17 protein-coding genes are annotated in these 23,006 nt (G+C 68.6%); 9 read left to right on the forward strand and 8 right to left on the reverse strand.

The window, feature by feature from the left end:
* Positions 1-145 precede the first annotated feature (145 nt).
* From J2W78_RS14815 to J2W78_RS14845, 7 genes are all read left to right on the forward strand, one after another.
* Positions 146-1,876 carry an efflux RND transporter periplasmic adaptor subunit gene (locus tag J2W78_RS14815; protein WP_253371683.1) on the forward strand — a complete coding sequence of 577 codons (1,731 nt, stop codon included), beginning with the start codon at positions 146-148 and terminating at the stop codon, positions 1,874-1,876.
* 13 nt (positions 1,877-1,889) lie between these two features.
* Positions 1,890-5,066 carry an efflux RND transporter permease subunit gene (locus J2W78_RS14820; protein ID WP_253371685.1) on the forward strand — a complete coding sequence of 1,059 codons (3,177 nt, stop codon included), beginning with the start codon at positions 1,890-1,892 and terminating at the stop codon, positions 5,064-5,066.
* Between the two features lie 25 nt (positions 5,067-5,091).
* A complete protein-coding gene (locus J2W78_RS14825; protein ID WP_253371687.1) occupies positions 5,092-5,475 on the forward strand; it encodes a hypothetical protein in 384 nt (127 codons plus the stop codon).
* 29 nt (positions 5,476-5,504) lie between these two features.
* Complete coding sequence (copM, locus tag J2W78_RS14830; RefSeq protein ID WP_253374049.1) at positions 5,505-5,891, forward strand: CopM family metallochaperone; 387 nt, start codon at positions 5,505-5,507, stop codon at positions 5,889-5,891.
* Between the two features lie 835 nt (positions 5,892-6,726).
* Positions 6,727-7,038: a hypothetical protein gene (locus J2W78_RS14835; RefSeq protein WP_253371689.1), complete on the forward strand. Its 312-nt coding sequence runs from the start codon at positions 6,727-6,729 to the stop codon at positions 7,036-7,038.
* Between the two features lie 299 nt (positions 7,039-7,337).
* Positions 7,338-8,045: a carbonic anhydrase gene (locus tag J2W78_RS14840; RefSeq protein ID WP_253371691.1), complete on the forward strand. Its 708-nt coding sequence runs from the start codon at positions 7,338-7,340 to the stop codon at positions 8,043-8,045.
* Positions 8,046-8,053: 8 nt separating this feature from the next.
* Positions 8,054-9,622 carry a SulP family inorganic anion transporter gene (locus J2W78_RS14845; protein ID WP_253371693.1) on the forward strand — a complete coding sequence of 523 codons (1,569 nt, stop codon included), beginning with the start codon at positions 8,054-8,056 and terminating at the stop codon, positions 9,620-9,622.
* A 154-nt stretch (positions 9,623-9,776) separates the two neighbouring features.
* Here the strand turns inward: J2W78_RS14845 and hflX are convergent, their stop codons facing one another.
* The 8 genes from hflX to dusB all read right to left on the reverse strand — a co-directional run bounded on the left by hflX (position 9,777) and on the right by dusB (position 20,971).
* Complete coding sequence (hflX, locus tag J2W78_RS14850; protein ID WP_253371695.1) at positions 9,777-11,192, reverse strand: GTPase HflX; 1,416 nt, start codon at positions 11,190-11,192, stop codon at positions 9,777-9,779.
* A gap of 97 nt (positions 11,193-11,289) precedes the next feature.
* A complete protein-coding gene (gene hfq / locus J2W78_RS14855; protein WP_003600267.1) occupies positions 11,290-11,544 on the reverse strand; it encodes an RNA chaperone Hfq in 255 nt (84 codons plus the stop codon).
* Positions 11,545-11,771: 227 nt separating this feature from the next.
* Positions 11,772-13,142 (reverse strand): nitrogen assimilation response regulator NtrX, encoded by a 1,371-nt coding sequence (gene ntrX, locus J2W78_RS14860; RefSeq protein ID WP_253371697.1) that lies wholly within the window; start codon positions 13,140-13,142, stop codon positions 11,772-11,774.
* Positions 13,139-15,538 carry a sensor histidine kinase NtrY-like gene (locus J2W78_RS14865; RefSeq protein WP_253371698.1) on the reverse strand — a complete coding sequence of 800 codons (2,400 nt, stop codon included), beginning with the start codon at positions 15,536-15,538 and terminating at the stop codon, positions 13,139-13,141. Before J2W78_RS14865 ends, ntrX begins: the two co-directional genes overlap by 4 nt.
* 63 nt (positions 15,539-15,601) lie before the next feature.
* Positions 15,602-17,239, reverse strand: coding sequence for a DEAD/DEAH box helicase (locus tag J2W78_RS14870; protein WP_253371700.1), 1,638 nt, complete (start codon positions 17,237-17,239; stop codon positions 15,602-15,604).
* An 87-nt stretch (positions 17,240-17,326) separates the two neighbouring features.
* Complete coding sequence (gene ntrC / locus J2W78_RS14875) at positions 17,327-18,799, reverse strand: nitrogen regulation protein NR(I) (RefSeq protein ID WP_003600273.1); 1,473 nt, start codon at positions 18,797-18,799, stop codon at positions 17,327-17,329.
* Positions 18,800-18,809: 10 nt separating this feature from the next.
* The gene (locus J2W78_RS14880) at positions 18,810-19,943 is read right to left on the reverse strand and encodes a two-component system sensor histidine kinase NtrB (RefSeq protein WP_253371702.1); all 1,134 of its coding nucleotides are present in this window, start codon (positions 19,941-19,943) and stop codon (positions 18,810-18,812) included.
* Entirely contained in the window at positions 19,943-20,971 is a 1,029-nt protein-coding gene (gene dusB / locus J2W78_RS14885) for a tRNA dihydrouridine synthase DusB (RefSeq protein ID WP_253371703.1), read from the reverse strand. The genes J2W78_RS14880 and dusB overlap by 1 nt, the downstream gene beginning before the upstream one ends.
* Before the next feature lie 127 nt (positions 20,972-21,098).
* Between dusB and J2W78_RS14890 the strand changes: the two genes are divergently transcribed.
* The gene (locus J2W78_RS14890) at positions 21,099-22,433 is read left to right on the forward strand and encodes a bifunctional 2-C-methyl-D-erythritol 4-phosphate cytidylyltransferase/2-C-methyl-D-erythritol 2,4-cyclodiphosphate synthase (RefSeq protein ID WP_253371705.1); all 1,335 of its coding nucleotides are present in this window, start codon (positions 21,099-21,101) and stop codon (positions 22,431-22,433) included.
* Positions 22,430-22,957 carry a CinA family protein gene (locus J2W78_RS14895; protein ID WP_253371707.1) on the forward strand — a complete coding sequence of 176 codons (528 nt, stop codon included), beginning with the start codon at positions 22,430-22,432 and terminating at the stop codon, positions 22,955-22,957. Before J2W78_RS14890 ends, J2W78_RS14895 begins: the two co-directional genes overlap by 4 nt.
* Positions 22,958-23,006 lie beyond the last annotated feature (49 nt).

Below are 23,006 nucleotides of genomic sequence, written 5' to 3' on the forward strand. Positions count from 1 at the left end.
CTGCGCGCGACGGGCCGCGTCTGTCGGGCATCGTGCCCGAGGCGCAGATCGAGCCGCCCCGAACCTTCGCCTGACGCCCGATCCCCATCCGGTACGCTTCGTACCGGGTGATGTCGTTGCTAATCCGGCGAAGGTTTGGTTCTCCATGTCCATCCGTATCGCGGCGGCGCTTCGGGCGCTTGCCGTCTCGCTCGTGCTGGCCGCTGCATCGACCGCAGGCAGTGTCGCCCTGGCCCATGAGGGGCACAGCCACGGCGTCGAGGCGCCGGCCCTCCCCGTCCGGACCACCCCTCGGGCCGAAGCGGCCTCGGCCACCTTCGAACTCGTGGCGGTGGCGTCGAGCGACCGGATACGATTCTATCTCGATCGCTTCACCAGCAATGAGCCCGTGAACGGCGCCCAGATCGAGATCGAGACGCCGGACGGCCCGGCCGAAACGCGGGCCGTCGGCGACGGCGTCTACGAGATCGCCGCACCCTGGCTCGCTCGGGGTCAGCGATACGACCTGCTTGCCACCGTGACCGCTGACAGAACGACGGATGTGCTGGCCCTCGACCTGCACCTGCCCGAACCGGAGGCGGCAGCGAGGCCGGTCCAGGCCGAGGCGTCGGCGTGGCTTGCCAATCTCCGGCGCCATCTCACTCATCAGGGTCCGATCGGTGCGGCCGCGGGTGGATTCCTGCTCGGGCTCGCCGTCATCATGCTCGTGCGCTCGCGCCGGGCGCTCCCCGCGTTCGCGGTCCTCGCCCTGACCCTGACGCTACTCCTTGGTACGGCCGCCCTCGCCCATGAGGGGCATGATCACGAGAAAAATGGGTCCGGCGAAGAGGAGGCCGCACCGGTCCAGGGGGCGGCGCTCACCGCGCCCACGGCTGCACCCGTCGAGCGCGCCCGGCGCCTGCCGGGCGGTGCGGTGTTCGTCCCCAAATCGATGCAGCGCCTGCTCGCTTTGCGCACCGGCCTGACCGGCATCGCCGACCATCGCCGTACCGTCGAACTGCCGGGGCGCGTCGTCGCCGATCCGAATGCCAGCGGCGTGGTGCAATCGTCGGTCGGCGGCCGCCTCGCCCCCCCGCCCGGTGGCTTCCCGAATCTCGGCACACGGGTTCGCAAGGGTGAGGTGCTGGCCACCGTCACGCCGCCGGTCCAGGCGGTCGACCTCTCCGACATGCGCCAGACTCAAGGCGACCTTGACCAGCAGATCGCCATCACCGGCCGCAAGGTCGCCCGCTACGAGCGCCTCGCCGCGACCGGCGCGGTGGCGCAGACCGCCTTGGAGGATGCCCGCGCCGAACTCGCCGGCCTGAAGGACCGCCGCGCCGCCCTCGACACGATCCGCCGCGCGCCGGAAGAACTGATCGCTCCGGTGGACGGCGTGGTCGCCGAGCGGGCGGCGGTGGCCGGCCAGATGGCGGCGGCGGGCACGATGGTGTTCCGCATCGTCGATCCGGACAAGCTCTATGTCGAGGCGCTGAGCTTCGTCGGCCTGGAGCCCGGCGCCGCCGCCACCGCACGGCTGCCCGATGGGCGCACGCTGGCGCTGGCCTCCCGCGGCGCCGGCCTCGCCGACCGCAACCAAGCGGTGCCGGTGCAGTTCGCGATCACCGGAAGCGCCGAAGGCGTCCGGCTCGGTCAGTTCGTGACCGTGCTGGCGCCGACCGGCGAGACCATCGGGGGATTGGCCGTGCCCCGAGCGGGAATCGTCCGCACCGAGAGCGGTGCGGTCGTCTACGAGCACGTCTCTGCCGAGCGGTTCGAGCCGCGGCCCGTGCGGGTCGAGCCGCTGGACGCCGAGCAGGTGATCGTGGCCGGCGGCCTCAATGCCGGCCGGCGCGTCGTGGTGCAGGGCGCCGAACTGCTCGATCAGGTCCGGTGAGGAGAGACGCGCCATGTTCGCCCTCCTCGTCCGCGCCGCCCTGCTCAACCGGGTGCTGGTTCTCGCCCTCTGTCTCGGCCTGGTGCTGGCCGGCGGCCTTGCGCTCACGCGCCTGCCCGTCGATGTGCTGCCCGATCTCAACCGTCCCACCGTCACGGTGATGACGGAAGCCGAGGGCTACGCCCCACCGGAGGTGGAGCAACTCGTCACCTATCCGATCGAGACCCGGATGAACGGCTTGCCCGGCGTCACCCGTGTCCGCTCGGTGTCGAGTGCGGGGCTCTCCATCGTCACCGTCGAATTCGGCTGGGAGACCGACCTCTACCGCGACCGCCAGTTCGTGGCCGAACGCCTCGCCCTGGTGCGCTCCGAGCTGCCGGCCGGCATCGTCCCGCAGATGGGTCCGGTCGCCTCGATCATGGGCGGCATCCTGCTCGTCGCCGTGACGAGCGAGACATCGAACCCGATGCAGGTCCGCGAGACCGCGGACTTCACCCTCCGCCCGCGCCTGCTCTCGATCCCCGGCGTCGCGCAGGTGATCCCCATCGGCGGCGAGGTGCGCCAGTTCCGCGTCAGCCCGAACCCGGCGGCGATGCGGGCGCTCGGCGTCAGCAACGAGGCGCTCGCCACTGCCTTGTCCGGCTTCGGCACCAATGCCGGCGGCGGGTTTGCCGATGCCAATGCCCGCGAGATCCTGATCCGCAACATCGGCCGCACCCTGAGCCTGGAAGATCTGCGCAACCTCGTGATCCCGGCCGCCCCGCAGGACGCGAACGCGGCAGCCGACCTATCCGGCACGGGCAACCCGGGAATCGAGGGCCGGGTCTACCTGCGCCAGATCGCCGAGGTGGCGTTCGCGGCGCGGCCCAAGCGCGGCGATGGCGGTTATCGCGGTGAGCCGGCGGTGATCCTCTCGGTCGAGAAGCAGCCCGGCGTCGATACCGTGCGCCTGACGCAGGCCGTCGAGGCGGCGTTGAAGGAGATTGCGCCCACCCTGCCGAAGGGCATGGACGCCCAGAAGATCCTGTTCCGGCAGGCGGACTTCATCGAGACCTCGCTCGCCAATGTCGAGCGGGTGCTGCTGGAGGCGGTCGCGGTGGTGGCCGTGGTGCTGTTCGCCTTCCTGATGAACGCACGCACGACCCTGATCTCGCTCACCGCGATCCCGGTCTCGATCCTGGCCACGGCCCTGGTGTTCTGGCTGTTGGGTTTCTCGATCAACACCATGACGCTCGGCGGGCTCGCCATTGCCATCGGCGAACTGGTCGATGACGCGGTGGTCGATGTCGAGAACATCTTCCGCCGGCTTCGCGAAAATCGGGCCGAGGGCTCGCCCCGCAGCGTGTTCGATGTGGTGGTGGCTGCCTCCAGCGAGGTGCGCTCCGGCATCGTCTACGCCACCGCGATCATCGTGCTCGTCTTCGTGCCGCTGTTCGCGCTTTCCGGCATCGAGGGCCGTCTCTTCGCCCCGCTCGGCCAAGCCTATATCGTCGCGATCCTCGCGAGCCTGCTCGTTTCCATCACCCTGACGCCGGTTCTCGCCTCCTGGCTGTTGCCGGGTATGAAGAGCCTGGCCGAGCGCGAACCGCTGCTGGTGCGGCGGCTTAAGGCCGGCAACGCGGCGCTGCTCGAGGTGGCGCTGGCCCATCCGCGGGTGCTGATGGCCGGCATCGCCCTCTGCGTCGTCGCGGCGGGAATTGCCGCGGCACATCTGCCGCGCGCCTTCCTGCCGGCCTTCAACGAGGGCTCGCTCACCATCAACGCCACCTTCCGCCCCGGCATCTCGCTCGCTGAGAGCAGCCGCGTCGGCGCCATCGCCGAGCGGCTTCTCATCGATGTGCCGGAAGTCGCCACCGTCGGGCGCCGCACCGGCCGCGCCGAACTCGACGAGCACGCGGAAGGCGTCCACTCCTCCGATCTCGAGGTGCGGCTGAAGGCGGGCCGCCCCCGCGAGACGGTGATCGCGGAGATCCGCGAACGGCTCGCGGTTCTGCCGGTGACGGTCAATGTCGGCCAGCCGATCTCGCACCGGCTCGACCACATGCTCTCGGGCGTGCGCGCCGAGATCGCCCTGAAGCTGTTCGGAGACGACCTCGACGCCTTGCGCGCCGCGGCCGAGGGCCTTCGCGAGGCAATTGCGGCAGCGGTGCCCGGCGTCACCGACCTTCAGGTCGAGCGGCAGGTGCGCATCCCGCAACTCGACATCCGGGTCGATTACGGCCGCGCCGCCCTCTACGGCGTCTCGCCCTCGACCGTGGTCGAGACCATCGCCCGGCTCGCCAACGGGCGCACCCTCTCGACCATCGCCGACGGGCCGCGCCGCTTCGATGTCACCCTGCGTCTGCCTGAGGCGCGGCGCAGCCCGCAGGCGCTCGGCGACCTGCTGATCGAGACGCCCTCGGGCTGGGTGCCGGCCCGCGAAATCGCCGACATCCGCGAGACCGACGGGCCGAACCAGATCCTGCGCGAGAACGGGCGGCGCCGGATCGTGGTGCAGGCCAACTCCGACGGCCGCACCGATATGGCAGCCATCATCACCGGCATCCGCCGCGTGCTCGACGAGACCCGCTTGCCCGAGGGCGTGAGCGCCCGGCTGGAGGGCAGCTACGAGGCGCAAGGGGAGGCCGCGCGCACCATCGGCGGGCTCAGCCTCGTGTCGCTGGCCCTCGTCTTCGCCCTGCTGCACGGACGCTACCGCTCGGTGCCGTTGGCCCTGATCGTGATGGGCAACGTGCCGCTGGCCTTGATCGGCAGCGTTCTGGCCCTCTGGATCGCCGACCTGCCGCTCTCGGTCGCCTCGATGATCGGTTTCGTCACGCTCACCGGCATCGTCGCCCGCAACGGCATCCTCAAGATCAGCCACATGCTGAACCTCGCCCGCGACGAAGGGCTGGCCCTCGGCCCCCCTCTCGTCACTCGGGCGAGCCTGGAGCGGATGACGCCGGTGCTGATGACGGCGCTGTCAGCCGGCATCGCCCTGGTGCCGCTCCTCATCGACGGCACCGCGCCGGGTAAGGAGATCCTCCACCCCGTCGCCGTGACGATCTTCGGCGGCCTGATGAGCGCGACCCTGCTCGATGCCGTGCTCACCCCCGTCCTCGTCCTGACGTTCGGGCGGGGCGCCTTCGCTCGGCTTCATGCCCCGGCCGGAGCCGACGCGCTTCACGCACCCGTGGGTGAAGCCTTCTGATCCATCGCATTCAAGGAGACGATCGATGAATCGCGCTATGTCCTGCGCCGTGCTGGCTTTGCTTCTGCTGGCCGCACCCGCGAGCGCCCAGCACGCCCAAGCTCACGACCATCCGCGCGGCCCCAATGGCGGTCGTATCGAGGATGCGGGCGCATGGCACGCCGAACTCGTGACGCGGGCCGAGGCCGTCTCGGTCTATCTCAGCGACGGAGACGGGAAGCCCCTGCCGGTCGAGGGGTTCAAGGCGGTCGCCATCCTCAAATCCGGCACTAAGGCCGCCCGCGTCCTCCTCAGTCCTGCGGGCAACCGGCTCGCCGGCACGGCCGAGGCGAGCCTGGGAGACCGTCCCAGCGGCGCCGTGCGCATCACCGGGCCCGGCGGCGTCACCGCCAGCGCCCGCTTCGATTGATTTCCGTCCCCGATCCAGGAGCATTCTCGATGCCGAAAACAATCCCCGCCGGTCTCTTCGTCTGCATGTTGGCCGGTGCAGCCTTCGCCCAGGACCCGCACCACCATTACGGCCATGGTCGACCGGACGCGAAGGCCGCGGCGAATGACAGCGCGGCGACCAAAGCCTTTCGCGCGGCCGACGCGCGCATGCATCGCGAGATGGACATCCGCTACACCAACGACATCGATGTCGATTTCGTGCGCGGGATGATCCCGCACCATCGCGGCGCGATCGATATGGCGAAGATCGCTCTCGAACACTCGAAGGATCCCGAGATCCGCAAGCTCGCCGAAGACATCGTGAAGGCGCAGGACACGGAAATCGCGCAGATGGAAGCCTTCCTCAAGCGCAAGCAGGCCGCCGGGCACCGCTGAGAGGCTGTCGCCAGATCGCTTCCAAGAACATGGCGGTTCTTGAAACTGCTCGGCTTCGAAGCATTCCGCTCGATCGATGCCACGGGATCGACCGTCCGAGACGCTTCGAAGCTGGGATCTCGCGCCAGATCTCAATGTGAGGGGTCAACGAGAGCGTTGGAAAGCGAAGGCCTACAAGACTTGGGGCGGAACCCATGCTCCAGGCGAGTATATTATATCGCAACAAATTTACTTCGAGATTGCTTGAGGCAGATAAACGTCGATTCGGTGCAGACGAGTGAGATCGAAATATGTCTGTATTTCTATAACTTTTATCGGGAAACGGTCGATCCGCAGCGTATGCTGCTATACTCATAAATATTCTTAAAGTTTTTATCCTCTTCGCGTCTCCTTTTTGCAACTCATCGCTTTGCTCCAATGTGAGGCTGATCGCGTCAAGTCTGCCGATCCGATCCGGCTGTCCGACGACTGCTTGGTCCAATCGCGGTGGTGGTCCCTACCCTCGTTCAAACGCTACGACGTGTTGCCGGTCCACTGAAATTGAGGATCGATCGCTATTCGCGGCATCGATGAACGATCAGAGAAACTGTTCAAAGTGCAGTTGGATTTAATCCTGGAAAATCACAATAAATTTTCATCCGTCGATCACGGCTAGTTTATCGCCGAAATGTGCCGTAGCGCACGAAGCAAGCAATCTGCCAGGATTAAACTGAAAGTATATTCCGGTGATAAAACGCACTTTCCAAATATAATTCCGGGAATTACTGTCTTATTGCGACACCTGAAGAAGACGAAAAAAAGTTCGCCACTCAGGGATTACGAGAGGATGTTCGACATGAAGCGCATTGTGACACTCGGTTTCCTGGCGGCTGCGGCCGTTGCCCTGCCGCTCACGGCGCAGGCGCAGGACGGTGGAAACGGCAGCCGCCAGCAGGCTGGCGGCGGTTTCATGAGCAGCTACGTGGACGATCCCTACCACGACCCCCGCTCGCTCCACTCGCAGCGTGCCGGCTCGGGCCAGATCCTCGGCGCGCCGATGCTGAGTGAGAACGCTGGCGCCAAGGGCGGCGTCCCCACCGCCGCTCTGCGTCAGGGTACGGTGCAGCCGCGCTGGTCCGCCGGCACCGCTCCGCGCCGGGCCCGCTAACGAAGGCTTGTCCGGCGGCGGCGCTCAACCCGCGCCGCCGGCCACGTCCCTGCTATCCGATCTCCGGCCGCGCCGCCTCGGGCCGACCGGATTCCCGGACGACATCGAGCCGGCTCACACGTCGTCGCAGGCCATGCGACGGCGCTGGCTGCCCCGTGCCTGACGGAGGCGCCGGCATCACCGCGTCTTGCCTGATTGGACTTCGCGGATCGGCGGGCGGAACGCGCCCGTCATCCAGCCAGCATCTCATGCGTCCCGGCGTGTCGGCTCACGCGTGGTGACGGACAGCGGGGTTTGACGTGGACGGCATCATCCAAGGCCTCTCGAACTTCCGAGGATTGGTCTTCCCAGGCCAGCAGCGGATGTATCAGCGGCTGGTGCGCGACGGCCAGCAGCCGCAGGCGCTGATTATCGCCTGCGCCGATTCCCGCGTCTCGCCCGAGCACATCACGCAGTCCGGTCCCGGCGACCTCTTCGTGTGCCGGAACGCCGGCAATATCGTGCCACCCTTCTCGCAGCAGAACGGCGGCGTGTCCTCCGCGATCGAGTACGCGGTCGTCGCCCTCGGCGTGCTCGACATCGTGATCTGCGGGCATTCCGATTGCGGCGCGATGAAGGGCCTCATGGATCCTGAGGCGCTCGGCAACATGCCCAACGTGGCGGCTTGGTTGCGCCACAGCCATGCGGCGAAACAGATCGTCTGCGAAGCCTATCCCGAGGGAATGGGCCCGAAGGAGCGCCACCGCGCGATCGCCCTCGAGAATGTTGTGGTGCAGCTCAGCAATCTGCGCACGCATCCGAGCGTGGCGACGGCGTTGGCCCGCGGCAAGCTGCGCCTGCACGGCTGGTTCTTCGAAATCGAGAGTGGCCAGGTGCTCGCCTATTGCGGCGAGCGCAGCCGCTTCGTCCCCATCGATGAAGCCACAGGCGTCCCCGTCGCCCAGGCTTCGGCATCCCGGATCGCCACGCCGGAATTCGCCGGCCCTCACGCCATCGCAGCGGAGTAGAATTTGCTATGCGCGCCTCCCTCGCCCGGCTGATGCCGTCCACTATCGGTCGGGATCTCCCGTCCTCCTTTGTCGTCTTTCTTGTGGCGATGCCCCTCTGCATGGGCATCGCCATGGCCTCCGGTGTACCGGCCGAGCGCGGCCTCATCACCGGCATCATCGGCGGCATCGTTGTCGGCTTCCTTGCCGGCTCGCCGCTTCAGGTCAGCGGCCCGGCCGCGGGCCTCGCCGTCATCGTCTTCGAGTTCGTGCGTGAGCACGGCATCGACGCCCTCGGGCCGGTCCTCGTCGCGGCCGGCGCGATCCAACTCCTCGCCGGGGCGCTCCGGGTCGGCGGCTGGTTCCGGGCGATCTCCCCGGCGGTCGTTCACGGCATGCTGGCCGGCATCGGCATCCTGATCGTGCTCGCCCAGATCCACGTGTTGACCGACGCCCTGCCCAAGGCCAGCGGCCTCGACAACCTCATCGCCATCCCCGCCGCCTTCTTCAACTTCGTCTCCGGTCCGGAAGGCAACCGCCCCGGAGCCGTCATCGTCGGCCTCGCCACCATCGTCGCGATGATCGGTTGGGAGAAGATCCGTCCGGCCAAGCTCAAGCTGATCCCCGGCGCCCTGATGGGCGTCCTGGCTGGCACGATCGTCGCGGTCGTCGGCAGCATGGACGTCAAGCGCGTCGAGGTCCCGGAGAACATCTTCTCCGCCGTCACCATGCCGGGTATGGGCGACTGGAGCCGCCTGGCCGAGCCAGCGATGATCCTGATGGCGGTGACCCTCGCGGTCATCGCCAGCGCCGAGAGCCTGCTCTCGGCGGCGGCGGTGGACCGGATGCATGACGGCCCGCGCACGCAGTACAACCGCGAACTCGGTGCTCAGGGTATCGGCAACATCCTCTGCGGCCTCGCGGGTGGCCTGCCGATGACCGGCGTGATCGTCCGCTCCTCGGCCAACGTCCAGGCCGGTGCGGCTTCGCGGGCCTCCACCATCCTGCACGGCACCTGGATTCTCGCCTTCCTGCTGGTCCTGCCGATGGTTCTGAAGGTCGTGCCGACCGCCTCCCTCGCCGGCATTCTCGTCGTGACCGGCTGGCGCCTCGTCAGCCCCGCCCACGCCTTCCACCTGCACGAGCGTTACGGCCTGCCCACCGCCGCGATCTGGCTCGCCACCATGGTGATGGTCGTCGCCACCGATCTGCTCACCGGCGTGCTCACCGGCCTCGCGCTCAGCCTGCTGCAGGTGATCCCGCACTACATCCGCGGCCCGCTCAAGATCGAGGGCGGCGCGGCGCAGGCGGTGCAGGGTGGAGCGCTTCAGGCGGTGCCGGAACTGCGGCTCTCGGGCTCGGCGACCTTCCTGCAACTGCCGCACCTCACGGCGGCGCTGGAGCGGACGCCGGAAGGCTCGCCGGTCCGGCTCGAGGCGCAGGATCTGCGCCATGTCGATCACACCTGCCTGGAGATGATCCGGGAATGGGCGACGCGGCGAGCCAAGACCGGGTCGAGGGTCGAAGTCGTGGGCGGCGGCGCGAGCGGTCTGCACCACAGCCTCGCGATGGTGGCCCACGCTGCGCCGAAGGATTGACGCAAACGCAAAAGCATCGTTCCGGAAGCGGCCATTGGCTTTCGGGACGATACTCTGAAACAAGAAAAGGCCAGAGCCGCGATGAGCGGCTCCGGCCTTTTTGTTTACTGGAATCTTCTCTTCGAAGAATTCTGACCCGCAAGCGGGCGAGGCTCTATGCGGCCGGTGAACTCTGCGGACCACCGACGCGCTGCGCCGCCTCGAACCGGTTGAGGAAGCGGGGCTCCTTCTCTGGGGCGATGCGGATCTTAAGCGCGATCGCACCGCCGGTCTCGGATTGGCGGTCGAGCACCTCGGCGTTCTCGTAGAGCCAGTTGAGGGCGGCGCCGTCCTCGGGCGGAAGCGTCACGGCGAAGGTCGATCGCGCCCGCGCCACCTGCCCCTCGATCCGCTCGGTGAGTTCCGGAAGACCTTCCCCCGTCAGAGCCGAGACGAGTATCGGTGCCGGCCCGGCCCCGCGATGCGCGGCGCTGAGATTGAGTAGCCGGGTGCGCTCGCCGTCATCGAGCAGGTCGGCCTTGTTCCACACTTCGATGATCCGCTCCGCATCCGCCTCGATTCCGAGTTCGCGCAGCACGCCCTCGACATCCTCGGCCTGGGCCTGGGTGTCGCCATGCGAGACGTCGCGCACGTGGAGCAGGATATCCGCCTCGATCACATCCTCCAGCGTGGCGCGGAAGGCGGCGATCAGCGAGGTTGGAAGGTCGGAGATGAAGCCGACCGTATCGGACAGGATGACCGTTTCGCCGTGCGGCAGCTTGGTCGCCCGCGCGGTCGGGTCGAGGGTGGCAAACAGCATGTCCTGCGCCCGCACCTCGGCCTTGGTCAGGGCGTTGAACAGCGTCGATTTGCCTGCGTTGGTGTACCCGACCAGCGCCACGATCGGATAAGGCACCCGCGCGCGGCTCTTGCGGTGGAGGCCGCGGGTGCGGGTAACGGCTTCGAGGTCGCGCTCGATCCGGGTCATCCGCTCCTGGATCATCCGCCGATCGGCCTCGATCTGGGTCTCACCGGGTCCGCCGAGGAAGCCGAAGCCGCCGCGCTGCCGCTCCAGGTGGGTCCACGACCGCACCAGACGCGACTTCTGATAGGCGAGATGGGCGTGCTCGACCTGAAGCGTGCCCTCGCGGGTCGAGGCGCGCCGGCCGAAGATCTCGAGGATCAGGCCGGTCCGGTCGATGACCTTCGCGCCCCAAGCCTTTTCGAGGTTGCGCTGCTGCACCGGCGAGAGGGCGCAATCCATCACCACGAGGCCGATTTCCTCGGCTTTGATGAGCCCGGCGACCTCCTCGACCCGGCCCTTGCCGAGATAGGTCGAGGGACGCGGGCGCTGGATGTGCACCGAGATCGCCCGGAACACGTCGAGCTCGATGGCGGCGGCCAAGCCGACGGCCTCGTCGAGCCGCGCTTCGTCGGAGCGCACGGTCTCCGTCTGTCCCGGGGCAAGCCGTTGAGCGGCGCGTGTGAGATAGGGGCCGAGAACCAGCGTGCGGGTCGCGGCGGCAATCTCGCCCTCGGGGGCGGCCTTCGCCTGCAAGCGTGCTTCGCCGGGCGGAAGGATTTCAGTCATGGCGTCTCCGTGTCATCGCTCCCTTATGTTGGAACGATGACACCATTTTACATCCGTCGACGTCCGCAAATGGCGGAAACCGGCTCGCTTCGCACAGTCAGGCTTTTTCAGGCGCCGTTTCGTCCGGCTCGAACAGTTGCACCGGATGACCCGGCATGATCGTCGAGATCGCGTGCTTGTAGACGAGCTGGGAGTGCCCGTCCCGACGAAGCAGGACGCAGAAGTTGTCGAACCACGTCACGACACCTTGAAGCTTGACCCCGTTGACGAGGAAGATCGTCAGCGGGATCTTGTTCTTGCGGACATGATTCAGGAACGTATCCTGGAGGTTCTGAGCGCGCTCGCCCGCCATTTCTTTTTATCCTTAGTTTTGAGACCCGCGCCACGGATCAGCAGGGTCCCGTGGCTGAAGCGCGGGGCGGCGCTCTCACGTGTTGGGACCGCTCTGCCGGGCCATTTCCATTACAGGGCGAAGCTTGCCGCGATGCAAGAGGTCCCCCGCAGCGCAAAGCGTCAATATCCACCCCTTGCAACTGCTCCCGCCGCCCGTCCTCCCGAGAGGCGGGCGGCGGCCGGCCATTATGGCCCGATGCCGAGCGACTTCAGTTTCCGGTGGAGGGCCGAGCGCTCCATGCCGATGAATTCGGCCGTGCGGGAGATGTTGCCGGAGAAGCGGGCGATCTGCGCGATGAGGTATTCCCGCTCGAAGATCTCGCGCGCCTCGCGCAGGGCCAGGCTCATCAGCTTCTCGCCGCCCGCACCGGTCGGTGTCGTCGGCACGAGCGCGCCGATCTCGGTCGGCAGCATCTCGGACGTCACCTCCTGCTCCGGATCGCTCTGGGTCAGGATCATCAGCCGCTCGACGTTGTTGCGCAACTGACGGACGTTGCCGGGCCAGTCGTGCGACTGGAGCACCGCCATCGCGTCCTCGGCGATGCGGCGCCGCGGCAGTCCGGTGGCCGCCGAGATCTGCTCCATGAAGAAGGTGATGAGTTCCGGCACGTCCTCGCGCCGCTCGGCGAGCGAGGGAATGCGGATCGGCACCACCGAGAGGCGGTGGAACAGATCCTCGCGGAAGCGCCCGGCGGCGATCTCCTCGGTCAGGTCGCGGGAGGAGGACGAGACGATGCGGACATCGACGTGGACGCGGGCGGTGCCGCCGACACGCTGGAAGTTCTGATCGACGAGGACGCGCAGGATCCGGCTCTGCGTCTCCTTGGGCATGTCGGCGACTTCGTCGATGTAGAGGGAGCCTCCATGGGCCTCTTCCAGGGCGCCGACGCGCCGTACCCGGCCCTCTCCGCCTTCGACGCCGAACAGCTCGGCTTCCATCGTCTCCGGCGTGATCGTCGCCGCGTTGATGACGACGAAGGGCCCGCTCGCCCGCGAGGAGGCGGCGTGCAGGGTGCGCGCCGAGAGTTCCTTGCCCGCACCCGGCGCGCCCGAGATCATCACGCGGGCGTTGGTCGGGGCCACGCGCTCGATGGTCTGACGGAGCTGGTTGACCGCGACCGAGGCGCCGACGATGCGGCTGGCCTGTCCTGAGCGGACCTTGAGGTCGCGCACCTCGCGCTTGAGGCGCGAAGCTTCGAGCGCCCGCTCGGCGACGAGGATCAGGCGGTCGGCCTTGAACGGCTTCTCGATGAAGTCGTAGGCGCCGGATTTGATCGCCGCCACCGCGGTCTCGATGTTGCCGTGGCCCGAGATCATCACCACCGGCAGGTCTGGATGGCCCGCCTTGATGAGGTCGAGCACCTGCAACCCGTCGAGGCGCGAGCCCTGGAGCCAGATGTCGAGGAAGACGAGGTGGGGCCGGCGCGATTCGATCGCCGCCAGTGCCTCGTCGGACCCGGCCGCGGTTCGGGTGCGGTGCCCCTCGTCGTCCAAGATGCCCGCGACCAGATCGCGGATGTCGGCTTCGTCGTCGACGATCAGGATATCGGCGCTCATGGCAGCACCTCCGCGACGCGTCGCGCTTCCATGGCGTCCTCCGTGTTCTTATCCATCGTTGTCCTGTCACGCGCGTCCGGTGCCGCGGAGCGATCCCGCTCCTGTCCCGCACCGGTCCCGGAATTCCGTTCGTCCGGCCGTCCGACTTCCCGCGGCAGCCGCATGCGGACCAGTCCGCCGCGCCCTTCCGGGTTGTCGTTCAACTCGATCCCCCCGCCATGCTCCTCGAGCACCTTGGAAACGATCGCGAGCCCGAGGCCGGTCCCGCCTTCGCGGGTCGTCATATAGGGTTCGAGCAGGCGCTGGCGCCCCTCTGCCGGAAAGCCTTTTCCGTTGTCGGTGACTTCGATCACCACGAACGCGTCTTCGACGAGGAGTTGCAGGCGTACCTGACCCTTGCCGCCATCGGCCGTCAGCACGTCTTCCGGCACCGCCTGAACCGCCTCGACGGCGTTCTTGAGAATGTTGGTGAGCGCCTGGGAGAACAGCCGAACGTCGAAGGCGGCGACGACGCGGCCCTTCTCGTCCTCGCCGGCGGTTTCGAACGGGAAGTCGAGGTCGGGATGCGCCATGCGCAGCATGAACAGGTTCTGGCGGGCGATCTCGGCCAGATCCTGCTGCGTGATCGCCGGTTTCGGCATTCGGGCGAAGGAGGAGAACTCGTCCACCATCCGCTTGATCTCATCCACCTGCCGCACGATCGTGGCGGTGCACTGCTCGAAGACGTCCTTGTCGGTGGTGATCACTTTTCCGTACTTACGCCGGATGCGCTCGGCCGAGAGCTGGATCGGGGTCAGCGGGTTCTTGATCTCGTGGGCGATGCGGCGGGCCACGTCCGCCCAGGCCGAGGTGCGCTGCGCCGTGACGAGATCGGTGATGTCGTCGAGCGTCACGACGTAGCCGCGCGCCTCGCCCTGCGCCTGCTCGCTGGTGACGCGGACGGCAATGGTGCGCTCGCGGCCACCGCGCACGAGCTGGATCTGCTGCTGCAGGGCGCGGTGGCGTCCCTCCGCCTCCGGGAACAGCGCCGCGATCTCCGGCACGACGTTCGTGAGCGGCTGCCCGACCAGTTCCTTGGCGGTGAGACCGAGAGTCCGCTCCGCGCCGGGATTGGCGATGGTGATGACGCCGTCGGCATCGACACCGAGCACGCCGGGCGAGACGCCCGACAACACGGCTTCGGTGAAGCGGCGGCGGCGGTCGATCAAGTCGTTGGCTGCGCGCAGGCCGTCGTGCTGGCGGCGCAACTCCAGCGTCATCGTGTTGAAGCTCTCGCCGAGATGGGCGAGGTCGCCATCCGATTTCCGGGCCGGCACGCGGGCGTAGAAATTGCCGGCGGCGACCTCGTCGGCGGCGTTGATGAGTCGGCGGATCGGCGCGACGAAGCGGTTGGCGAAGTTCAGCCCGAACCACACCGCCGAGAGCAGCGTGATCAGCGCGATCAGGATGAAGACCGAAGCGAAGGCGATCTGCACGTAGCGGCGCAGCTCGTCGAAGGTCAGGTACTCGGCCGCCGCGGCGCGGGCGACGCCGGGAAAGTCGATGGCGAGCTGACTCACCTCGCGCTGCACCAGCAGCACGGCGTTGTCGTAGGCCGGCATCCGCATCAGGGCGGCGAAGACCCGGCCCTCGTTCGGCAGAAGACAGATCGGGTCGCTCGATTTGGCCGCATCCTCGAAGGCGGCGGCCGAGGGCAGGCGCGTCTGCTTGAGTACGTCGATATTGGCGCGTGCCACGACCTCGTTCGGCCCACGCATGATCTTGACGATCGGCAGGCCGAGCGCCTGGGCGCGGGTGGTCATGAAGCCCTCGAACCACTCGCGGTTCACGTCGAAATTCGGCCGCGCGCGGGTCAGGTCGTCGGCGAAGATGCGGATTTCGCGGGCGAGCGACTGGCAGTGATTCTCCTGGTACGCATCCGCGACCTGCACGGATTTCAGCACCACGTCGCGGACCCGGTCGGTGAAGCCCAACGATAGGCCGACATCGATCGTGACCGAGGCGACGATGGCGAGCAGGATCGTCGGCAGGATCGCGATCAGGCTGAACAGCCCGACGATGCGGGTGTGCAGCCGCGCCACCGAGGCATGGGTGCGCCGGGCATGCAGGAAGACCCGTGCCTCCCAGGCGATCACGACGACGAGCGCGAGAACCAGTGCGGCGTTGACCGCGAGAAGCACCACGCCCGAGGTCGGGGTTCGCGTGATCTGGATGATGCCGGCGAGGATGAGGAAGGTGACCGACGCCGAGATCAGCGCCGTGAGCACCACCGCCGCCCCGATCCAGCCCGGCCCGCGCGGGGGCGAGTCGAACCGGCGCGCGACCGCCTCGGCTCCATCCTCGGCGGACGGGGCATCGGACGGCACCTTTTGAGAACGTCGCGACAGAAGCGGCATCACTGATGCGGGGCCACATCAGTGTGGCGAAATTAATACGAATCAGCCCGATCGAGGCGCCGATCAGGCGGCAAGGGTGCCCCAGCGGCGCAGGTCTCGGAACCGCCGACCGTCGGAAAACCGCACCGTCACACTCTCGGAGAGCCGGCCGGCGGCTTCGACCCGCAGGGTCTCCGGCCGCTCCAACTCGTCGGCCCGTTCCAGGGCCGCGGCGACCGACATTGGCACCGGATCGGCACCGCCGAAGGCGCGCCACCATTGCACCGCCTTCTCGCGGGCATGGCCGGAATGTTCGAGGCAGACCTCGACCCGGCATCCGCCGCCGCGCCAGCGAAACGACACTTCGAGCCGGTCTGGGCCCGAACCACCGGGGCCGCGGTCGAGGCGCCAGCCGGTCACGTCGCGCCAGTGGGAGATCGATTCGGACAGGATCGGCATGGCGTCCTCCGCGCTCGCGGCGTGGGGCGCCTCCTCGTCCTCCGGTTCGGGCTCCACCCAGCAGGCCTCGCAGGTGCTGGCGTTGAGGGCGATCAGCGCGCCGCAGCCGGGGCAGGGTTTGGCCCGCGCGAAGCCGAGAGGCGCCGGCCCGAGCGCAACGCTGCGGGCGGTCACCGCATCCACCGGGCCGTGCATCCGCACCAGTCCGGCATAGTCGAGCACGATCGCATCCGACTTGCCCGGCGCCCGGCGCATGGCCCGGCCGACCTGCTGCACGTAGAGCCCGGCCGATTGGGTCGGGCGCAGCAGAGCGATGAGGTCGACTTCCGGCACGTTGAAGCCCGTCGAGAGCACGCCGACCGAGACGAGGCAGCGAATCCTTCCGGCGCGGAAGTCGCGGACCATCCGGTCCCGCTCGCGCTTGCCGGTCTCGGCCGTGACGGTCTCGCAGGAAATCCCTTCGGCGCGAATCGCGTCGCACACGGAGGCGGCGTGCGCGAGCCCGGCGCAGAAGGCGAGCCATGCCCGCCGCTCGCGGCCATAGCCCACCATCTCCTCAACCGCCGCGCGGGTGATCCACTCGCGGTTGACCGCCGCCTCCAGCGCCGAAGGGATGTAGTCGCCGCCGCGCTTCGGCACCCCCGTGACGTCGAGGGCGAGCGCGGTCGCCTTGCAGACGAGGGGCGCGAGATAGCCCTGATGGATCAGGTCGCCGACCAATGATTCGTAGACGATCCGCTCGAACACCCGCCCCTCGCCCTCGTCGAGCCGGCCGGAATCGAGCCGGTAGGGCGTGGCGGTGAAGCCGGCGACCTTCAGATCCGGGTTGCCCGCCCGCGCCGCGGCGAGGAAGCGGCCGTAGCCCGTCTCGCTCGCACGCGGCACGAGATGGGCCTCGTCGATGACGATGAGGTCGATGGCGCCGAACAGTTCGGCCCGGTCACGGACCGATTGGATCGAGCAGAAGACGACCTGCGCGTGCGCCTCCCGCCGGCCGACACCGGCGGAGAAGATGCCGGCGGGCGCCCCGGGCCAGTAGGCGAGCAATTCGCCGTGGTTCTGCACCACGAGTTCGCGGACATGGGTGACGACGCAGATCCGCGCGTCTGGCGCCCGATCCAGCCATTCGCGGATCAGGGCCGCAATGACGAGCGCCTTGCCGGCGCCGGTCGGCAGCACGACGAGGCCGGGCCCACCGCCCCCGTCCCAGTGATGATCGAGCGCGTCGAGGGCGGCGCGCTGGTACTCGCGAAGGCGCAGCATGGCGCGCCTTTAGCGAAGCGCGGCCGTGGAGAACAGAGGGGGATCACCGCCCGGTGCGAAACAGGTCGTCGCGAATTGCGGAACGGGTCACCGCGACGTGCGAAACACTTGCAGATCGAGGTCCCGCACCTTCTTGCGCAGGGTGTTGCGGTTGACGCCCAAGAGCTCGGCCGCGCGGATCTGGTTGCCGCGGGTGGCGGCCAAAGCCGCGCCGATCAGCGGGCCTTCGATCTCGCGCAGGATGCGGTGATAGAGGCCGGGCGGGGGAAGCGTGTCGCGATACCCCGAGAAGTAGTCGGCGAGGTGCCGCTCGACCGCGCCGGACAAGGTCTCGCTGTCGGAGGCCCCGTTCGCATTCTTGCGGGCCGCGCCGTTGCCGTTGGCGGCGGGCTGGGCGAGCGGGAGAGTATCGAGTTCCGCCTCGATGACCGGACCGGTGATGGTCTCCTGCGGGTAGAGCGCGGCAAGACGGCGAACGAGGTTCTCCAGCTCGCGCACGTTGCCGGGCCAGCGGTAGCGCTTCAGCCGCTCCATCGCGTCGGCGTCGAGCGTCTTGCGGGTCAGGCCCTCGCGCTCCACCAGCACGAAGAAGTGGCGGATCAGGTCCGGCACGTCCTCCGAGCGCTCGCGCAGCGCCGGCAGGCGCAGGGGCACGACGTTGAGGCGGAAGAACAGGTCCTCGCGGAAGATCCCCTGCTGGATCGAGACGCGCAGATCCTTGTTGGTCGCGGCGATGATGCGGACGTTGGTCTTGATCGGTACGCGCCCACCGACGGTGGTGTACTCGCCCTGCTGAAGCACGCGCAGCAGCCGGGTCTGCGCCTCCATCGGCATGTCGCCGATCTCGTCGAGGAACAGCGTGCCGCCCTCCGCCTGCTCGAACCGGCCTGCCGAGCGCGAGAGCGCGCCGGTGAAGGCGCCCTTCTCGTGGCCGAACAGCTCCGATTCGATCAGGTCGCGGGGAATCGCCGCCATGTTGACGGGCACGAACGGCCCGGTGCGGCGGCGGCCGTAATCGTGCAGGGCGCGGGCGACCAGCTCCTTGCCGGTGCCGGACTCGCCCGTGATCATCACGGTGAGGTCGGTCGGCATCAGGCGGGCCAGCGCCCGGTAGATTTCCTGCATGGCCGGCGAGCGGCCCACCAGCGGGATGTCCTCGTTCTCCGGCCCGGCGCCGGGGGCGGGCGTCCCGCGGGGGCGTGAGAGCGCGCGGCCGACGATCGCGATCAGCTCCTTCAGGTCGAAGGGCTTGGGCAGGTACTCGTAGGCACCGCGCTCGGAGGCGCGGATCGCGGTCATGAAGGTGTTCTGCGCGCTCATCACGATGATCGGCAGTTCCGGCCGAACGCGCTTGATGCGCGGCAGCAGGTCGAACACGTTCTCGTCCGGCATCATCACGTCGGTGATGACGAGGTCGCCCTCGCCCTGGGCGACCCAGCGCCAGAGCGTCGAGCAATTCGAGGTGGTGCGAACCTCGTAGCCGGCCCGAGACAGGGCCTGGTTGAGCACGGTGCGGATCGCGGCGTCGTCGTCCGCGACGATGATGTGGCCGTTGGGCATGGCTCTCGACTCAGCGCTCCGCGGCCGATTCACGCCCGTCGCGGGCGCTCGACATGGGAAGGAGGATCCGGAAGGCGGTGCGGCGGGGGACGGGATCGCATTCAACGATGCCCCCATGGTCGCCGACGATCTTGGCCACCAATGCAAGTCCGAGGCCGGAGCCTTGCACTTTGGTGGTGACGAAGGGGTCGAACAGGTCCGACAGCATATCGGGCGGAATGCCTGGCCCGTTGTCGCGCACCGCGACCTCGATCGGCAGGCTGACGCGCTCGCGCGAGCCGGGGATCTGGAGGCGCAGGCCGGTGCGGAAGGCGGTGGAGAGTGTGATCTCGCCCTCGACCGTGTCCGTGCCGATCGCCTCAGCCGCGTTCTTTACGAGGTTCAGGATCACTTGGATCAACTGGTCCCGATTGCCGAGGACGGGCGGCAGCGAGGGGTCGTAGTTCTCGATGAAGCGGATGTGACGGGCAAAGCCGGACTGCGCCGAGCGCTTCACCTGATCGAGCACGCCGTGGACGTTGACGGGGCCTCGCTCCACCGGCCGCTCGTCGCCGAACAGCTCCATCCGCTCGACGATGCGCACGATCCGGTCCGACTCGTCGCAGATCAGGCGGGTCAGCAGCCGGTCCTCTTCGTCGCTCTCCTGTTCGAGGAGCTGTGCCGCGCCGCGGATGCCGGCGAGCGGGTTCTTGATCTCGTGCGCGAGCATCGCGCCGAGCGCCACCATCGAGCGGGCGGCACCGCGATGGGTGAGCTGCCGGTTCATCTTGTCGGCGATGGTGCGCTCTTGCAGCATCAGCACCACCGAGTCGTCCTCGTCGCGCAGGGGCGTGGCGAAGACATCGACGCTGCGCTCGGTCCCCGAGCGGGGCTGGACCAACTCCACCCGGTATTCCGAGACCGAGGAGCGGCGGCGGCGCACCTCGGTCACCAATGCGATGATCGGCGAAGAGAACGGGATGATGTCGCGAAGCCGCCCGCGCAGCATCAGCCGGGCAGAGGCGTCGAAGAACAGTTCGGCGGCGTGGTTGACGCGCAGGATGCGCTCGTCCGGCCCGATGGTGAGGACCGGCAGCGGCAATGAATTGAGCACCGCCTCGGCCGGCGGCAGGGATTCGGGAGCGGGCTCGTCGGAAAAGGGCATCAGGCCGCCTCGCCGAGGGGCGTGGTCGCCGCCCCGGCCGGTTCGAGGAACGCGCGCCGCAGGAGGCGGAGCGCCTCCGCCGGATCGTGGGTGGTGACGAGACGGCGCCGGTCGTCCGGGGGCAAACCACCTGCGATGTCGGCATAGGCGGCCAGATGCTTGCGGGCGTGGCGCACGCCCATCGCCGCACCGTAGAGCGCGATCAGCCCCTGATAATGCTCGGCCGCGACCGCCGCCCGCTGCTCGGCCGAGAGCAGCGGAGCCACGCGTCCGGCAAGCCCGGCGGCGATCTCGCCGACGAGCCAGGGACGCCCGACCGCCGCGCGCCCGACCATCACCCCCGCCGCACCGGATTGGCTGAGGCAGGCGCGGGCCTCCTCGACGCCGGTGATGTCGCCGTTGGCGATGACGGGGATGCGCACCGCCTCGACCACGGGACGGATCGCCGACCAATCGGCCCGGCCCTTGTAGAATTGCTGCCGGGTGCGGCCGTGAACCGTCACGCCGTCGAGCCCGATTGCTTCGGCGCGCCGTGCCAGTTCGGCGGCGTTGAGGCTCGCGTGGTCCCAGCCGAGCCGCATCTTCACGGTCACCGGTACATCGACCGCGCCGCGCACCGCCGCGAGAAGGCGCACGGCGTGGTCGAGGTCGCGCATCAGCGCCGAACCCGATTCGCCGCCGGTGACGGTCTTGGCCGGGCAGCCCATATTGATGTCGATGGCATCCGCGCCGTTCGCCACGGCGATGCGGGCAGCCTCGGCCATCGGTTCGGGGGCACAGCCGGCGAGCTGCACCACGTGCGGGTTCACCCCGGCGCCCTCGGCCCGGACCTGCGATTCGGCGTCACCCTTCGCCAGCTCGGCCGCCGCGACCATCTCGGAGACGACGGCGCTGGCGCCGAGTCGCTGAGCGAGGCGCCGCATATGCAGATCGGTGACGCCTGAGAGCGGCGCCAGCAGGACCGGCGGGCTCATCACCCCCCGATCGTCGGCTCCGCGCAGCGCGCTCAAATAATGGTCACGTGTCATTGTGCCCAATAAGTAGCCAAATGGCGGGCGGACGCAAGCGCCTGCTGCGTTTGCCTTCGCGCATCTTGACGCATAAGGACGCGGCGATCCCCATCCATCCCCAGATGATTTCCATTCGAGGCCCAGCATGTCCGACCACGCCGCACGGCCGTATGGGCAGGAGCCGGGGACTAAATCGGTGGCGGCGGTCGTGGTGGCGGCCGGCAAGGGCCTGCGTGTCGGCGGAGACCTGCCCAAGCAATATCGCCGCGTCGGCGGCCGGGCCGTCCTGACGCGGACGCTGGCGGCGCTGGCGCAATCGCCCCGCATCACCCGCATCCAGCCGGTGATCGCGCCGGACGCGAGGGACTTCTACCGCGAATGCCTCGCTGACCTCGAACCAGCGCATCGCGAAAAACTCGCCGAACCGGTGCCGGGCGGAGCGACGCGACAGCAATCGGTGGCGGCCGGGCTCGAAGGGCTCGCCCGCTCCGGTGCGCCCGACCTCGTGCTCGTGCACGACGCAGCGCGTCCCTTCGTGGACGAGGCGCTGATCGCCCGCGCGGTCGCGGCCGGCTCCGAGCACGGCGCATCGGTGCCGGGCATCGCGGTCTCCGACACGATCAAGCTTGTGGAAGAGATCGCGCCCGGCATCGGCCGCGTCCACGAGACCCCGGCTCGCGAAAATCTTCGCGCGGTGCAAACCCCGCAGAGCTTCCGTTTCAGCCTGCTCCTCGACGCGCATCGCCGCGCCGTCGCCGAGGGCCGCGACGGCTTCACCGATGACGGGGCGCTCGCCGAATGGGCCGGGTTGCCGGTCGTGGTGTTCGAGGGCGATGCCCGCAACCGCAAGATCACCCAGGCGGCGGACCTGATTGAGGCCGATCGGGCCTTCTCCGGACGGGCTTTCTCTGAGCTCACGCCCGCGATATCGGATGACTCCATGACCACTTACGTGACCCGCCTCGGCACCGGCTTCGACGTCCACGCTTTCACGGAGGGCGACCATGTCTGGCTCGGCGGCGTGAAGATCCCCGCCGACCGGGGCGTTCTCGCCCATTCCGACGGTGACGTGGCGCTGCACGCACTCACCGACGCGCTGCTCGGCGCCATCGCCGACGGCGACATCGGCACCCACTTCCCACCCTCCGACGAGAAGTGGCGCGGCGCGGCCTCCGACCAGTTCCTGGCCCATGCCTGCGAGCTGGTGCGCGCCCGCGGCGGCAAGATCGATCATCTCGACATCACGGTGCTGGCGGAAGCCCCGCGTATCGGGGCGCACCGCGAGGCGATCCGCGCGCGCATCGCCGAGATCGCGGGCGTGCCGCTCTCCTCCGTCTCGATCAAGGCGACGACCACGGAAAAGCTCGGCTTCGTCGGCCGCGCCGAGGGCCTCGCCGCCCAGGCCGCCGCGACGGTGCGGCTACCGGAGGCCTGCGCGGAGCTGGAGACCGAGGCGGAGACCAGCGAGCGCCGCTCGTGATCGAAGACGCCGCCTTGCTCGCCCGCGCCGAGGCGCTGGTGCGGGCCTATGCGGCGGCGGGCAAAAAGATCGCGACCGCCGAGTCCTGCACCGGCGGTCTCGTGGCCGGGCTGCTCACGGCGGTGCCCGGTTCCTCGGCGGTGATGGAGCGCGGCTTCGTCACCTATTCCAACGAGGCGAAGGCCGAGGCGATCGGCGTGCCGATGGACCTCATCACGACGCACGGCGCGGTGAGCGAGCCGGTGGCCCGCGCCATGGCAGACGGCGCGCTGAAGGCGTCACGGGCGGACGTGGCAGTCTCCGTCACCGGCATTGCCGGGCCGGGCGGCGGCAGCGACGCCAAGCCGGTCGGGCTGGTGCATTTCGGGCTCGCCGTGAAGGGCGGAGCCACCCGCCACGCCGAGCAGCGTTTCGGCGATCCGGGACGGGCCGAGATCCGGCGGCTTTCGGTGGCGGAGGCGCTGAGGCTTCTGGAGGATGCCCTCGGTCTCCGCCCTGACACGCCATCCGATAGAGATATCTGAGCGCGCCTCCCCAACCCCGATTTTCATCCTGAGGTGCGCAGCGAGGCGG

The organism is Methylorubrum extorquens (assembly GCF_024169925.1).
GTDB classification, from domain to species: Bacteria; Pseudomonadota; Alphaproteobacteria; order Rhizobiales; family Beijerinckiaceae; genus Methylobacterium; species Methylobacterium extorquens_A.